This is a genomic window from Aquimarina sediminis (genome assembly GCF_002895435.1).
Lineage (GTDB): Bacteria > Bacteroidota > Bacteroidia > Flavobacteriales > Flavobacteriaceae > Aquimarina > Aquimarina sediminis.
The window spans coordinates 112,129-127,975 of record NZ_POYJ01000009.1 but is presented as its reverse complement, the minus strand read 5'-3'; the positions used below and the strand labels follow the sequence as shown (position 1 = coordinate 127,975).

13 protein-coding genes are annotated in these 15,847 nt (G+C 34.2%); 7 read left to right on the top strand and 6 right to left on the bottom strand.

All coding sequences use genetic code 11. The annotated features are described in order from the left end of the window. Window positions 1-35: 35 nt before the first annotated feature. The 5 genes from C1X07_RS17925 to C1X07_RS17905 all read right to left on the bottom strand — a co-directional run bounded on the left by C1X07_RS17925 (window position 36) and on the right by C1X07_RS17905 (window position 5,319). A complete protein-coding gene (locus C1X07_RS17925) occupies window positions 36-1,808 on the bottom strand; it encodes an ABC transporter ATP-binding protein (RefSeq protein ID WP_103071415.1) in 1,773 nt (590 codons plus the stop codon). Further along, the gene (gene bla / locus C1X07_RS17920) at window positions 1,789-2,595 is read right to left on the bottom strand and encodes a subclass B1 metallo-beta-lactamase (RefSeq protein WP_103071414.1); all 807 of its coding nucleotides are present in this window, start codon (window positions 2,593-2,595) and stop codon (window positions 1,789-1,791) included. The genes C1X07_RS17925 and bla overlap by 20 nt, the downstream gene beginning before the upstream one ends. Beyond that, window positions 2,555-3,109: a metal-dependent hydrolase gene (locus C1X07_RS17915; RefSeq protein ID WP_103071413.1), complete on the bottom strand. Its 555-nt coding sequence runs from the start codon at window positions 3,107-3,109 to the stop codon at window positions 2,555-2,557. Before C1X07_RS17915 ends, bla begins: the two co-directional genes overlap by 41 nt. 8 nt (window positions 3,110-3,117) lie before the next feature. After that, on the bottom strand, window positions 3,118-3,891 hold the full coding sequence (locus C1X07_RS17910) for an NYN domain-containing protein (RefSeq protein ID WP_103071412.1): 774 nt from the start codon (window positions 3,889-3,891) through the stop codon (window positions 3,118-3,120). A gap of 72 nt (window positions 3,892-3,963) precedes the next feature. Beyond that, window positions 3,964-5,319, bottom strand: a complete 1,356-nt coding sequence (locus tag C1X07_RS17905; RefSeq protein WP_103071411.1) for a DEAD/DEAH box helicase — start codon at window positions 5,317-5,319, stop codon at window positions 3,964-3,966. 86 nt (window positions 5,320-5,405) lie between these two features. On the opposite strand from C1X07_RS17905, the gene C1X07_RS17900 reads away from it, so the two are divergent. From C1X07_RS17900 to C1X07_RS25405, 3 genes are all read left to right on the top strand, one after another. After that, window positions 5,406-5,942, top strand: coding sequence for an NADPH-dependent FMN reductase (locus tag C1X07_RS17900; RefSeq protein ID WP_103071410.1), 537 nt, complete (start codon window positions 5,406-5,408; stop codon window positions 5,940-5,942). Window positions 5,943-5,949: 7 nt separating this feature from the next. Further along, complete coding sequence (gene pabB / locus C1X07_RS17895) at window positions 5,950-7,263, top strand: aminodeoxychorismate synthase component I (RefSeq protein ID WP_103071409.1); 1,314 nt, start codon at window positions 5,950-5,952, stop codon at window positions 7,261-7,263. A 156-nt stretch (window positions 7,264-7,419) separates the two neighbouring features. Further along, window positions 7,420-7,551, top strand: a complete 132-nt coding sequence (locus C1X07_RS25405; protein WP_262494920.1) for a hypothetical protein — start codon at window positions 7,420-7,422, stop codon at window positions 7,549-7,551. A gap of 188 nt (window positions 7,552-7,739) precedes the next feature. On the opposite strand, the gene C1X07_RS17890 is transcribed toward C1X07_RS25405, so the two are convergent. Further along, window positions 7,740-8,441 carry a hypothetical protein gene (locus C1X07_RS17890; protein WP_103071408.1) on the bottom strand — a complete coding sequence of 234 codons (702 nt, stop codon included), beginning with the start codon at window positions 8,439-8,441 and terminating at the stop codon, window positions 7,740-7,742. Window positions 8,442-8,606: 165 nt separating this feature from the next. On the opposite strand from C1X07_RS17890, the gene tilS reads away from it, so the two are divergent. The 4 genes from tilS (at window position 8,607) to C1X07_RS17870 (ending at window position 15,771) form a co-directional block, all read left to right on the top strand. Continuing rightward, window positions 8,607-9,920, top strand: coding sequence for a tRNA lysidine(34) synthetase TilS (gene tilS, locus C1X07_RS17885; RefSeq protein WP_103071407.1), 1,314 nt, complete (start codon window positions 8,607-8,609; stop codon window positions 9,918-9,920). Continuing rightward, window positions 9,920-11,899: a protein-disulfide reductase DsbD family protein gene (locus C1X07_RS17880; protein WP_103071406.1), complete on the top strand. Its 1,980-nt coding sequence runs from the start codon at window positions 9,920-9,922 to the stop codon at window positions 11,897-11,899. Before tilS ends, C1X07_RS17880 begins: the two co-directional genes overlap by 1 nt. Before the next feature lie 123 nt (window positions 11,900-12,022). Continuing rightward, window positions 12,023-13,873 (top strand): CocE/NonD family hydrolase, encoded by a 1,851-nt coding sequence (locus tag C1X07_RS17875; protein WP_103071405.1) that lies wholly within the window; start codon window positions 12,023-12,025, stop codon window positions 13,871-13,873. A 26-nt stretch (window positions 13,874-13,899) separates the two neighbouring features. Next, window positions 13,900-15,771: a DUF885 domain-containing protein gene (locus C1X07_RS17870; protein ID WP_103071404.1), complete on the top strand. Its 1,872-nt coding sequence runs from the start codon at window positions 13,900-13,902 to the stop codon at window positions 15,769-15,771. Window positions 15,772-15,847 lie beyond the last annotated feature (76 nt).

The following is a 15,847-nucleotide window of genomic DNA, read 5'->3' as shown; positions in this document are numbered from 1 at the left end:
TTATTTAAACAGGTTTTTAAAATGTAGTAATACTATTAGATCCTAGCCTGATAGGTGTATAAATCAAAGTATCTTCCTTCTGAAGCTATTAATTCATCATGTGTACCGCGTTCTGCAATTTTTCCAGATTCTATTACCAAAATCTGATCTGCTTTTTTAATAGTACTTAATCTGTGGGCTATAACAAAAGTGGTTCTTCCTTTCATTAACTCATTAAGGCTTTTTTGGATCAAAGCTTCACTCTCTGTATCCAGATTAGATGTTGCTTCATCAAGGATTATGATTTTGGGATCTGCAAGAATAGCTCTTGCAATAGCAATTCGTTGTCGTTGCCCTCCTGATAGTTTTACTCCTCGTTCTCCAATTAATGTTTCTAATCCATCATCAAAACGATCTGTAAATTCGTTTACATACGCAGCTTTGACGGCTTTTTGTAATTGCTCTTCACTAGCATTGGGTCTGGGGAAAAGTATATTTTGCCGTATAGAACCTTCAAACAAGAATTCATCTTGTAAAACAACGCCCAGATTACGGCGAAAACTGTTTAATTTCACTTTAGAAATATCATGACTATCGATGGTGATACGTCCAGATTTTGAGTTTAAAAAAGTAGCTGATAATCCTGCAATGGTAGATTTTCCTGAACCAGAGCTACCTACCAAAGCTGTTACAGAGCCAGCAGAGGCTTTAAAGCTGATATTGTGTAGTACATCTTTACCTTCTTCATAAGCAAAAGATACATTGTCAAAAATAATATCCCCTTTGATATCTCCTAGTTCTATAGTGCGATCCTCTATTTCCTCTTCAGGAGTCATGTTCATCAGTTCTTCAGTACGATCCAAACCAGCTAATGCTTCAGTCAGTTGGCTTCCGATATTACTCATCTGTACAATAGGTGCGATCATAAAAGCCAAATACATGGTGAATGATAAAAATTGACCAGGAGTCATGCTTCCTTCCATCATATAATAACCACCAATCCCCATAATACCAGTAGAGGCAATTCCTGCTAATAAAAAAGTAGAAGAACTCGTCATTAGAGCAGTAGCAGTAAGGCTCTTTTTTACATTTTGAAACAAACGATCAACTCCTTTTTCAAATATTTTATTTTCTTGTTCTTCTGCTCCAAACCCTTTAATAACACGAACGCCTGCCAAGGTTTCTGTTAATCGTCCTTTTACCTGTGCATTAATTTCTCCTCTTACCCTAAAAATAGGGCGGATGTATTTAAAGGCTTTTAAGGCTACCAATCCAAATAATGAAACAGGAACCAGTACAAATAATGTCATCCATGGATTAATACTAATGAGTAAACCTACCGATACGATTGCAGTAAAAATACCGCCAACCATTTGAACCAATCCTGTACCAATTAAATTTCGAACCCCTTCAACATCGCTCATAATTCTGGAAACCAGAGACCCAGATTTAGTGTTGTCAAAAAAACTGATGGGTAAGGAGAGTACCTTTTTTTGTACTTGTGCTCTAAGCTCTGAGATTAGATATTGAGCCTGAACACTTAATATACGGGTCAATAAAAAAGAGGTCGTTGCCTGTACTAGAATTGCGACCCCTACAATAAGTAATAACTCGTATAATTGTGCCATATCTTTACTAGGAACCACGTCGTCTAATAAAGTCTTGCTTTTCCAGGGTAGAATAAGCCCAGCAATTCGATTAAAGACAATCAAAACCAAACCTATGAATACTAAGTTTCTTCTAGGCCAGATAATGGTCTTAAAAGCCTTGACCATAGAAACTTTTGGTTTCTTTTTATTCTTAGATGTTTTAGTTTGAAATTCTCTCATTTTTATTTGTTGTTTGAAACAAAGATATGGTATACTCCAAAAGCTCTTGTCCACCATAGGCTCCATGCCCTGGGATTACAATTTTTACTTCGGGATAAGTTTCTTTAATTTTAGAAACTGTATTAGACCACTCTTGGGTGTTAGCATCTCCCAGATATCCTTTTTTTGCTCCCTTTGATTTAATCAAACAGCCTCCAAAAAGTATGTTTTCATTAGGGAAATAACTAATGATGTTATCAGAAGTATGACCTTCTCCATGAAACATGTTAATTACATTTTTCTTTCCGACTTTTATATTTAGCTCAGTGTCAAATCCTTTTTGAGGGATATTGTTGTTTTGTGTTTTAGCCAAACGTATAGTCTCATTTCTGGCGTATGAAGGTATCTTTCTTTTGTGAAACTCCTCTAATCCACCCAAACAATCATCATGAAAGTGTGTAGCAACGACTCCTTTGATTTCAGATTTTAAGTTATTCTCAATCCAATTTATTAATGTGGCAGATACAGAATCATTTATGGGAGTATCGAATACTAAAGCTTCATTATTATCGATTACAATCATACCGTTACAAGGTACTTTTCCAAAACTTTCGGTATCTAGATACGATGTATGTATATAACTGTTCTTACTAAGTTTTGTGATTTGAATCTCTTCGGAAATGTTAAATGTGTCTGGAGTAGAGACTTTGTTACATGATATAAAACATAGTAATCCCACTAAATAAAAAAGTAGTTTAACAGAGGTTTTAATCGTTTTTTTGTGGTTGGTTTTTGCGTTTTTTGACATAATTAACCGCTAAGATATAAATACTTGCGGGTATGGCGACCCAGATTAATTCACTTAACAATACTTTAATTCCCCAAATGCTAAAAAACTTACTGGCACCAATTGGTGAGACCTGAATTGGTCTCCAGGGTAAAAAGTAGCGCAAATCATTAAAAGGAGAGAAAAAGGCAATTCCTAATCCTCCTGTGGTCATAGCATCTAAAATACCATGAGAAGCTGTGCAGATAAAGAAATACAAAACTAGTGCTACCCCAGTTTTTGTAAATGCTTTTTTGCGATAAAAGATAAGAGTGATTAGTATCCCTAGAAGTAGGGCAAATAGTAATGAGTGCGAAAACCCTCGATGACCCCAAAAATCTTCATAAGCAATGCCGAATTTAAAGCCAATAACATCGGCATCAGGTAAAACAGAGCACAGAATACCGAGTATCCATAGCTTTTTGGTGTATAACTCTTTAGAAAAACTTTTGCCAAGGGCATAGGCGGTAAATCCGTGTGCAAAAATAGAAGCCATGTATACTATTAGGAATTTTTATTACTTTTTATACTTTTTTTGTTTTGCTTCTTGTTTCGTACATAGATTAATTTTGATCTCCCTTTTGTGGCTTCACGTTGCTCGATTTCAAAGTTTTTAATCGATTGAATTAGAGGTGTTAATTTTTGGAAACCATAGTTTCTAGAATCAAAATTAGGTTGTTTTTTTTGTAAAAGACTTCCTACGTCACCAAGAAAAGCCCACCCATCATCATCCGCAAGATCAGATATAGTATAAGAAATTAGTTTTATATCTTTTGATGTTATTTTATCTACATTACTTTTTACGACAGGTACATTTTCTGTAGTGTCAGATTCATCTTCTTCGGCTTCGTGTTTTAAGATTTCTAGATATATAAACTTATCACATGCTACTATAAAGGGATTAGGAGTTTTTTTCTCTCCTATTCCGAAAACTTTCATTCCTGCTTCTCTTAGTCGTGTAGCCAAACGAGTAAAATCACTATCACTGGATACGAGGCAAAAACCATTTACTTTTTCTGAATAAAGAATATCCATGGCGTCGATGATCATAGCAGAATCTGTAGCATTTTTACCTTTGGTATATCCATATTGTTGTATAGGCGTTATTGCGTTTTCTAAAAGAATTTTCTTCCACTTTGTAAGATCAGGTTTGGTCCAGTCACCATAAATTCTTTTTATAGTTGGATTGCCATACTTGGCAATTTCTTCCATCATTTCTTTTACGTATGTAGATGGGATATTATCACCATCAATTAATACTGCAAGATTTAAATCCATAGAAAAAGCGTTATATGTTTTGTTTGAATACGTATAGATGTATGAGTAGGAAAATATAGTTTTAGTAATACGTTATTTTCTTCTTTTTTTATTCTTTAGATTAAAGGTTTTATCTCCTTTGGTTTTTGGTTTTTTGTATTTTTTCTTGATTTCTCTACGGTATGAGCCTCCTAGGTTTACCTTTTTGTTTTTTTCTTTTTTCTCATGAAAAGAAGCGCCAACCTCGTCATTAGGACGTTTATGAGGGTTGTTGATTTCTTTTATTTTTGGTTGCTCTTCGGGAGTTAATTGATCTGAGATTTCTACATCATGAGGTAGATCTAGTTGCTCGATTTTCATCTCCATCAAATTTTCAATTGCATCCAGATATTCCTGTTCTTTTTCGGTAGTTAAAACAAAAGAAACTCCTTTTTTTTCTGCACGACCAGTTCTACCGATGCGGTGCATATAGTTTTCGGGATACTCTGGTGTATCGAGATTAATAACCTGACTAACATTTTCGATATCCAGTCCTCTTGCCATTACATCTGTAGCAATAAGTATTCGATTTTCTCCATTTCTGAATTGCTCGATACTTCGTAATCGGTAGTTCTGAGTTTTGTTAGAATGGATGATACAAATCTCATCGTTATATTTTTTTTCTAATTGCTCAAATAATCGATCTGCAATTTTCTTATAACCAACAAAAATAAGTGTTTTGTGATACGTCTCTTTATCAGAAAGTAGTTGTTCTAACACATTAACTTTTGTATAGAAATTAGGAACCTTGTATCCAAACTGTTTAATATTATCGAGAGGGGTTCCGCTTTTTGCAACAGATATTTTTTGAGGAGTAACAAATGTTTCAGAAATCATTTGATCTACTTCATCGGTCATTGTAGCAGAAAACATAATATTTTGACGTTGTTTAGGAAGAATATCAAAAATATTCATGAGTTGATGTCTAAATCCTAAATCAAGCATAACATCTACTTCATCAATAACTAGTTTTTGTATCGATTTTAGCTGTAATACTCTACTTACTGCAAGGTCATACAAACGTCCAGGAGTTGCTACAATAATATCCAAACCTTCAGAAACGGCTTGTTTTTGTGTGTTGATATTTGTACCACCATATACTCCCGTTATTCTTACGTTGATATAGGCAGAGAGTTTTTCGATTTCCTCAACTACCTGTACCACAAGTTCTCGAGTAGGTACTAATACTAGTACTCTTGGATTTTGTTGTACAGAATATTTGAGCATTCGTAAAATCGGGAGCATATACCCATAGGTCTTACCTGTACCCGTTTGTGCTATACCAACAACATCTTTGCCAGACATAACCGGAGAAAAAGCTTGCTCCTGAATAGGAGTAGGGGTCTCGAAGCCCATATCATCAAGGGCATTAAGAAGTTGTGTGCTTAAGTTTAAATCTCTAAAAGTCAATTTGTTTATTTTTGATGCTACAAAGGTAGCCTTATTTTGGGACTGTATGCTTTTTGATTACTTTTGATTTTTTAATACACTATTCCATGAAAAAAATCCTTGCATTTGCTGGCTCTAATAGCAGTACATCGATTAATCATAAGCTTGTTGAGTTTGTGGCATCCCAGATAAGTGAGCATCAAGTGCGAATTATTAGTTTGATAAATTATTCTGTTCCTATGTATAGTGAAGATGAAGAGAAGAATAATGGTTTTCCGGGGATGATAATGGGATTAAAACATGATATAGCAGATGCAGATGCTTTGATTATTTCTGTAAATGAACACAATGGTAGCTGGGGGGCTTTTTTTAAGAATATAGTGGATTGGCTATCTAGATTTGATAGAAATTTTATGGAAGGGAAGAAAATATTATTGATGAGCACTTCTCCCGGAAAAAGAGGAGGATTGAGTTCATTGGAATATGCAAAGAGTGTTTTTCCTCGATTCGGGGCAGAAATTGTAGAAAGTTTTAGCTTTCCTTCTTTTTATGATAACTTTTCGACAACATCAGGTCGGGTGACAGAAGAGACACTTTTATTGGGATTAAACGAAGTTCTCAGTACTTTTGCGCATCAAATTTGAGGAATACGTGCGACATGTTCAACAATATATCATAGAAAAACCTTTAGAGTTTAAAACTAAACTACTGTACTGGGGACAGCAATTCGATGAAGCTATTTGGCTGGATTCTAACCTTTATGAACAACAATATTCTAGTTATGATGCTGTATTGGCAATAGATGCCTTTACAGCAATTAAGACAGATTATCATAATAGTTTTGAGCAATTAAAAGAATATCAGAAATTAACTTCAGACTGGATTTTTGGATACCTTTCTTATGATCTTAAGAATGATACAGAGGATTTGGTTTCAGAAAATCGAGATGAGCTTCATTTTCCGGATTTGTATTTCTTTCAACCAAAAAAAATTTTTCTGTTGAAAGAGAATACTCTGGAAATGCATTATCTAAGGATGGTAGATGATGAGATAAAGGAAGATTTTGACACTATTTCTACTCTTTCGATAGAAAAAGAAGCTAAAGCCAATCAGACCAAAGAGCCCTGCGGGAAAGTGAAAATTAGTCTAAGGATTACCAAAGATGTGTATAAAGAAAAAGTAAATCAAATGCTTGCGCATATAAATAGAGGTGATATTTATGAAGCTAATTTTTGTCAGGAGTTTTTTGCAAAAGATAGTTGTATTGACCCTTTGCAGACCTATCATCACCTCAATGATATCTCAAAACCTCCTTTTGCCACCTTTTTCAAGATGGATCAACATTATTTATTGTCAGCTTCACCAGAACGATATCTAAGAAAAGAAGAGGGTAAGATTATTTCTCAGCCCATAAAAGGTACAGCAAAAAGATCTATGAATGTAAAAGAGGATGAGAAGCTAGTAACGGAGCTAAGGAATGACCCCAAAGAACGATCAGAGAATATAATGATTGTTGATCTGGTACGAAATGATTTGTCCAGAACCGCCACAAAAGGTTCGGTTGTGGTCGAAGAATTATGCAAAGTCTATTCTTTTGATCAAGTACACCAGATGATATCTACAGTAGTGTCAGAAATTGATCCAGAGATATCTCCTGTAGATGTAATCAGAACTACATTTCCTATGGGGAGTATGACAGGAGCCCCTAAAATTTCTGCAATGCAAATTATTGAAAACCTAGAAGAATCCAAACGAGGATTGTATAGCGGAGCGATTGGGTACTTTACACCAAAAGGAGACTTTGATTTTAACGTGGTTATTCGAAGTATCCTTTATAACGAAGAAAGAAAATATATCTCTTATACCGTTGGAGGCGCTATTACGGCAAAATCTGACCCCGATAAAGAATATGAAGAGTGTCTACTCAAGGCAAAAGCAATGCGAGAGGTGCTAGAAGGAATGTAATTTGTGTGAACTTATAACTGAAGTTAAAAAGATATTGCCTTTGTTTTAATACGCATGCCATTTGCTTATGATTTTTTAATTTATTGAAAATCAGGCGTATATCCGTTTGTAGTCGGATAGATTAGCTCTGCAATGGTTGCAGAGGGTCTTGTTGTCATGACGAGAGCTTCCGCAAACGATGTAAAGCCAATTGTCGTAGTAGTGATTCCTTCCGCAAGTGATGTAAAGTCGATTGTTGGTGCGACGAATAGATCAGCAAGTAATGTAAGGGCAATTGTTGTGATTTAGATTGGTATTGCAACTATTGTTGAGTAAGGCGTTGCCAAAAAAAAGCCATGAAAGTCTGTCACACAAGTTGGTGTTTGATTTGGGTGCAATAGTATATTTATGTGGCTTTTAAAAGCTTTTTGGTTCAGATAAGAGATCTTCTTTACAACATTAGTTTAAGAGATTATCTTATGTAATTGATCTCAGAATCAGATAAGATTTCTTCTAAAACTCTTTCTTACATTAATAATAATCTCCTTGACTTCTTGAGCACTTATTTCTTTGATAGTAGCGATCTCTTTGAAGTTTAATTTTCCAAAAACAAAAAGGTCGATGATTTTGGATGTTTCCATAGGAAGCCAGCTATAGAATTTACCTAGCAGTTTTTGTTTTCGATATTCTGAAGAAGGCTCAGAATCAATAACCTTAAGCATATCAGAATCTCTATCATTATAGATAAAACTCTGTTTGTCTTCAGAGTTTTGATGATAACAAATATCATCTAATTCTTCATTCATAACAAGCTCATTATCTGCTTCTACAGTATAATTCTCCTCAAGTTTTTCGAGTTCCTTTTTTAGAAAATAGTTGGTACTTATATTTTTTTGGTGCCATCCTTCTCGAATATACAATTCATCAATAAGTTCATCTGCTATTTTAAAAAGGGTAAGCTCTAGTGATAAAGTGTCAATTTCTATATCGAGACCATCTTGATATAGCTTTACTATTGCATCATCAATTAGACCATTAGAGCAATACATGTTTTGAGGTAAAATACCTACACTTTCGGCAATATATAATCTATGTTTTACATAAGGATGCAGGTGGGGAACTATGGATAATAATTTTTTACTAAATTCTCTTTGATCATCAGCCCCATAATATTTTTGTAATTCATTTGTCCTGTTCATCGATCTGTGATTTAAGAGTTCTTTTCTAAAAATAATGAAAACAAATTAATTTTAATGTTAAAAAGCTGACAATCAGTATGTGAATGGCTTTTTTTAAAGGAAATTGCCGTAGCAATTCAAAATCGTATATTTGAACAATCAAAAAACCTCCCAATTCAGAGTCTGTTGTTACAAGAGTTTAAGGATCATATTAAGACTAATCTTTCATTTCTTTCAGGAAGTAAATTGCTAATTGCCTGTAGCGGAGGGATGGATAGTGTTGCTCTGGTAAAACTATGTCATTTATTAGGTTTGGAATCGGGTATAGCGCATTGTAATTTTAAATTGAGAGGTAAAGAAAGTGATGAAGATGAAAAATTTGTTACCCAATTAGCAGAGCAGGTTAAGTTTCCTTTTTTTGTAACTCATTTTGAAACTGAAAATTATGCTAAGAGTAAGGGTTTGTCTATTCAGATGGCTGCCAGAGAATTGCGTTATGATTGGTTTGAGAGTTTAGCCTTAAAGCACAGATTTGAATATATTCTTACCGCACATCATGCAGATGATAATCTAGAAACTTTTTTGATAAACCTCTCTAGAGGTACAGGAATAGATGGGTTAACTGGTATACCAGAGGTTAATAAGATTTTTGTGAGACCACTTCTTCCATTTTCAAGAGATAAAATCTTAGAATTTGTAAAAAAAAATAAACTAGCTTGGAGAGAAGATAGTAGTAATAGTGATACGAAGTATTTACGAAATAAACTCCGACATGGTGCTATCCCTGATTTAAAATCTGCAAACCCTCAGATATTACAAAATTTTAATACCACTTTAGAATATTTAAAACAAGGTAGTGAGTTTATCAAGAGTCAGGTGTTTTTCCTCAAAAAGGAACTGTTTGAAGTTTTAGAGAATGACTGCATAAAGATTAGAATAAGTAAATTAGAAGAGTTCGGTAATCCCAAAAATTACCTATATTTTTTGTTAAAAGAATATGGGTTCAAAGCTTGGGATGATATCGCTCAAATAGTTACTGCGCAGTCAGGAAAACAAGTGTTTTCTGAAACACATAGATTGGTGAAAGATCGTGGAGACCTACTGTTAAGTCCCGTTTTAGAAGGGGTTTTTGATAGAGAATATACTATTCCTGAAGCAGAGAGCATGCAAATGATACCTTCAGGAACGCTTAAGTTTAAGATAGTAGATGAGATATCTAATGTTGATCTCAAGACCATTTATGTAGATAAAGAAAAGTTAAAGTACCCTCTGACTGTAAGAAAATGGAAAGAAGGCGACTATTTTTATCCCTTGGGAATGAAAGGTAAAAAGAAGTTGAGTAAATATTTTAAAGATGAAAAACTCTCTTTACTAGCCAAAGAAAGAGTATGGTTATTATGCTCTGCAAAAGAAATTATCTGGATTATTAATTATAGAGCAGATAACAGATTTAAGATAATGCCCCAAACAAGACAAATATTAAAAATTACTATAGCCTGATGCGTTACTATATACTACTATTAACTACTGTATTATTTTCTACGTCACTTTTTTCACAAACGTTAGATCCCATTAAATGGAAAGCTAGTGTAGAAAAGGAAGGAGAAAATGAATTTGTATTGTATTTTGAAGCTACTTTGGATAAAGGATGGCATTTATATTCTCAGAATGAGTCAGATAGTGATGAGATAGCCCCTATGCCAACAGAGTTTACCTATAATAATACTCCAGAGACTTACATTCTTGTTGGTGAGACTATTGAGCCAAAAGGTATAGAGAAGTATGATAATATCTTCGAGATGAATGTTAAGTCTTTTGAAGATAAAGTTACTTTTTTTCAAAAGATAAAACGGATTGATAAAAATCTAGAAAACATCAAAGCAGAAGTGTTCTTTTCAATTTGTGATGATGAGAGGTGCTTGGCTCCTGAGACTATAAATTTTGATATCAATCTTGCAGGAAAAGCTATTGAAAACAAAGGAGATTTATCCAGTATTACGGCAGATGACAAGCAAAAATCAGAAGCATTACATATCGATATAAAAGGATGGGATACTTTTCCTACAGAACAGGTAGAAAAGAAAAGTTATCTTAATATTTTTATTTTAGGGTTTTTGGGCGGGTTAATAGCATTACTGACCCCATGTGTGTTTCCTATGATACCCCTTACAGTCTCTTTTTTTACTAAAGGAGCTAAGGATCGAAAGAAAGGAATGTTTAACGCCATATTGTACGGTTTTTTTATCTTCATTATTTATATTCTTTTAAGTCTACCTTTTCATTTATTAGACTCATTAGATCCAGAGATATTAAACAATATCTCAACTAATGTGACACTCAATATTATCTTCTTCGTTATTTTTATAGTCTTTGCAATATCCTTTTTTGGGTATTTTGAAATTACGTTGCCTGCATCATGGAGCACAAAATTAGATAGCAAAGCCACCAGTATAGGAGGAATTGTAGGAGTCTTTTTTATGGCGCTTACATTAGCATTAGTATCTTTCTCATGTACAGGTCCTATTTTGGGATCATTATTAGGAGGCTCTTTGAGTAGTGATGGAGGAGCAATACAGCTAAGTTTTGGAATGGGAGGATTTGGATTAGCTCTTGCTTTACCATTTGCTTTATTTGCTTTATTTCCAAATTGGTTAAACTCATTACCCAAAAGTGGTGGATGGTTAAATACAGTAAAAGTTGTCTTAGGATTTATCGAATTAGCCTTAGCATTTAAGTTTTTATCAAATGCAGATTTGGTAGAACACTGGGGTGTTCTAAAACGAGAGATATTTATAGCTATCTGGATTATTATCGGTACTGGTATGGTCTTATATCTTTTCGGAAAAATACGATTTCCACATGATGATCCTTTACAGAAATTAAGTAAGGGAAGAAAGACTTTGGGTGTTATTACCTTAGCTTTTGTTATCTATTTAATTCCTGGGTTAACCAATACGGTATATGCCAATCTAAAATTACTTAGTGGATTTCCTCCTCCATTATTTTATAGTATTTATGAAAAAGAAGCGCATGGACCGTTGGGGCTAAATGCATATACAGATTTTGATGAAGGGGTTAAAGCTGCCAAAACTCAAAATAAGCCTATTATGGTTGATTTTACAGGATGGGCATGTGTAAACTGCCGTAAAATGGAAGAACAAGTATGGAGCCATCCGGAAATAATTGATGTCCTCAAAAACAAATATGTTCTAATCTCTCTGTATGTAGATGACCGTAAAGAACTATCTGAAGATGAACAATTCAAGTTTTTAAAACCTGAAGGCAGGATTAAAGAAATTAAAACTGTAGGGGATAAATGGGCAACATTTCAAACACTAAACTTTAAAAACAATTCTCAGCCCTATTATGTGTTACTTGATAAAGATATGAACCTACTTAATCATACGACTGCGTATACTCCTGATACTAGTGAATATCTAAAGTGGCTACAGATCGGGTTAAAGAATTATAAGAGATAAAGCTCATACAAAATCATGTTAAGGGATAACGTATCCCAGGATTTAAGTTGTTAAAATCTCCTTAAAACAAGCCTGCTCGCAAGACCATTTTTTTATCTTCCGCGATAAACTAAATTAAAACGAATGCGATCAGTCAGATTTATTCTTTTAAGGAGTATGTTGCTTTTGTACACTATTACTGCATGCTCCCAAGAAAGAGGTTCTTATAATGTAAAGGATTATTATACCAAGAAAGAGGTAGATATTGTAATGAGAGATGGTGTAAAATTGCATACCACAATTTATTCTCCAAAAGATACTTCAAAAGAATACCCTATTCTAATGCAACGAACCCCCTATAGTTCGGTGCCTTATGGTCCTAAAGAATTTAAAGATAAAATTGGACCTAACGAATTTTTGATGAAAGAGGGTAATATTATTGTATACCAAGATGTGAGAGGACGATGGATGAGTGAAGGAGTATATGATAACATGAGAGCATATATCCCTAATAAAAAGGGAAAACAATTTGATGAAGCTAGTGATACATATGATACCATTGATTGGTTGGTTAAAAATGTGGCAAATAATAATGGTAAAGTAGGTACATGGGGGATTTCTTACCCGGGATTTTATGCTACTTACTCTTTATTGGATTCACATCCTGCCTTAAAAGCAGTATCTCCACAAGCTTGTATTGGCGATTTCTTTTTTGATGATTTTCATCATAATGGAGCTTATCTATTGAGTTATTGGAGAGTTACTGCATTGTTTGGTTATGAAAAAACAAAACCTGTCTCAGAGGCGTGGTATAAATTTACGGATCTACCTAGTGAAGATCAGTATCAATTTTTCTTGGATTCGGGACCTTTGAGTAATTTGGATCAATATTATAAAGAAGATAATGTGTTTTGGACGCAATTAAAGGAACACCCAAATTATGATGACTTCTGGCAAAAGAGAGGAATTATCCAACATTTAGAAAATATAAAACCAGCCGTCATGACCGTAGGAGGGTTATTTGATGCCGAAGATTTATATGGTCCTTTTGAGACGTATGAAAATATAGAAAAGAGAAGTGAAAACTACAATATAATGGTTTTTGGACCATGGAGTCATGGCGATTGGGCAAGAACTAAAAAACGTCAAGCAATTGGTAATATATACTTTGGAGATGATATTTCGCAAACCTTTCAAAGAGATATAGAAACAAAATTCTTTAACCATTTTTTAAAAGGTCAAGGCGATGAAAAAACAGGCTTGCCCGAAATTCAAATCTTTGATACCGGAAAAAAGGAGTGGAATGCTTATAAGAGTTGGCCTCCTGAAGGTATAGAGAAAAAGACATTTTATCTTTCGAATAATGAATCGCTAACGGCTACAAGTGGTACTGATTTTTCAGAATTTGTTAGTGATCCCCATAAACCAGTTCCATATTCAGAGGATATTAAGATGGTGTTTACGCCTAGAAAATACATGACAGATGATCAGCGATTTGCAGCCCGTCGTCCTGATGTGTTAGTTTTTGAAACTTCTGTACTTACAGAGGATATAACCTTGTCTGGCGAAGTCTTAGCAAAACTAAAAGTAGCTACAACCGGTACAGATGCGGATTGGATTGTGAAATTGGTGGATGTACATCCTAATGATGTAAAAGATACTCAGGAGACTCAGGAATATTTAAAAATGGCCAACTATCATATGATGGTACGAAGCGAAGTGATGAGAGGGAGATTTAGAAATGATTTTAGTAAGCCAGAACCATTTATTCCTAATCAAAAAACAGATGTAAACATAAAGCTGCAAGACATACATCACACCTTTAAGAAAGGGCATAAGATACAGGTACAGGTTCAGAGTACATGGTTTCCCTTGATTGATTTGAACCCACAAACGTATGTCCCCAATATCTTTAAAGCAAATGAATCTGATTTTACCAAACAAACACATAAGATATATCACGATTCGACAATAGAAGTTTCAATTTTGAAGTAACTAAATTAACCCTAATAATTGATATCATGAACAGAATAAAAATCAGTGTATTACTGTTTTCTTCTTTTCTTTCGGTCATCAGCTGTAAAGAAGAAGCAAAAGAATCAGAAAAAGATGTAGCGTCAATAGAACAAAGTATCGAAGACCACTCTAAAAACTTAAATGACTGGTTCGAAACCCAGTTTAAAGAAGAAGTTAGTAGATCTCCTATGACGCAAACATATTTGGGAATCAAAACAGAAGATTATGGTAAATGGGATGATATTTCTTCGAAAAGAGAAGCAGAAGACCTGGAGTTAGCAAAAGAGCGTTTGGCTTATTTAAAGGATTCTGTCGATATTTCTAAATTAAATGATGCTACAGCCCTTAGTTATAAGTTGATGAAACAGGATCTCGAAAACGAGATAGAAGATTTTCAATATAGGTTTTATGACTATCCTGTAAATCAAATGCACGGAATGCAAGCAGAAATCCCTGCTTTTATGATCAATATGCATAGAATAGAGAACAAAAGTGATGCAGAAGCATATATCTCTAGACTAAACGGTATGAAGGATATGTTTGCTCAAGCTATCGAAAACATGAAGATTAGAGAAAAGAACGGAATTCTTCCTCCAAAATTTGTATTTGCCAAAGTACTTGATGATAGTCGTAATATAATTACAGGACGACCCTTTGATAAATCTAATAAAGAGAGTACATTGTTGGGAGATTTTAAAGGAAAGATTGAGAAATTAGAACTCTCTGATGAAGAGCGTAAGGGATTAGAAGCTAATGCAGAAAAAGGTCTTGTAGAAGGAGTAAAACCAGCTTTTGAAAACCTTATCACATTATTAGAAGAACAACAACAAAGAGCCACTACAGAAGATGGTGCTTGGAAATTTCCTAAAGGTGATAAGTTTTATAACAATGCCCTAAAGCGAACGACCACCACGAATATGACGGCTGAGCAAATTCATGAGCTTGGATTAAAAGAGGTAGAACGTATTCACAATGAGATGCGTGATATTATGAAACAGGTTAAGTACGATGGTACTTTACAGGATTTCTTTACCTATATGAAAGAAGATAAAAAATTCTATTTTGAAAATGATGACGAAGGCAGGGCAGCATATCTTAAACAGGCAGTAGGGTTAATTGATACGATGAGGTCAAAATTAGACGAGCTTTTTATTACTAAACCAAAAGCAGATATTATTGTCAAAGCGGTAGAACCTTTTAGAGAGAAAAGTGCTGGAAAAGCTTTTTATCAAATGGGTTCTCCAGATGGAGAGAGACCAGGGACATATTATGCCAACTTATATGATATGGAAGCAATGCCTATATATCAAATGGAAGCTTTGGCGTATCATGAAGGTATACCAGGACATCATATGCAGATTTCTATTGCACAAGAGTTAGAGAATATTCCAAAATTCAGAAAATTTGGAGGATACACAGCATATGTAGAAGGATGGGGATTATATAATGAATTTTTACCAAAAGAAATAGGAATGTACAGTGACCCATATTCTGATTTTGGTCGACTAGCCATGGAATTATGGAGAGCCTGTAGATTAGTTGTAGATACAGGGATTCATAATAAAAAATGGACCAGAGAACAAGGGATTAAATATTATACCGATAATACTCCTAATGCAGAAAGCGATGCTATAAAAATGGTAGAAAGACATATCGTAATGCCAAGTCAGGCAACAGCATATAAAATTGGGATGAACAAAATCCTTGAATTAAGAGAAAATGCAAAAAAAGTACTTGGCGAACAATTTGATATAAGAGAGTTTCATGATGTAGTATTGACTAATGGAGCAGTACCGCTTACTATACTAGAAGAATTGGTAGCAGATTGGATCGCAAGTAAAAAAAATGCAGAACCCAAAAAAGAAGTAGGCTCTTAGCATTGTAAATGTTGACACTTTATAAAAATAGCTTGTAGCATAAATGCTGCAAGCTATTTTTATAGAATTTAATGTT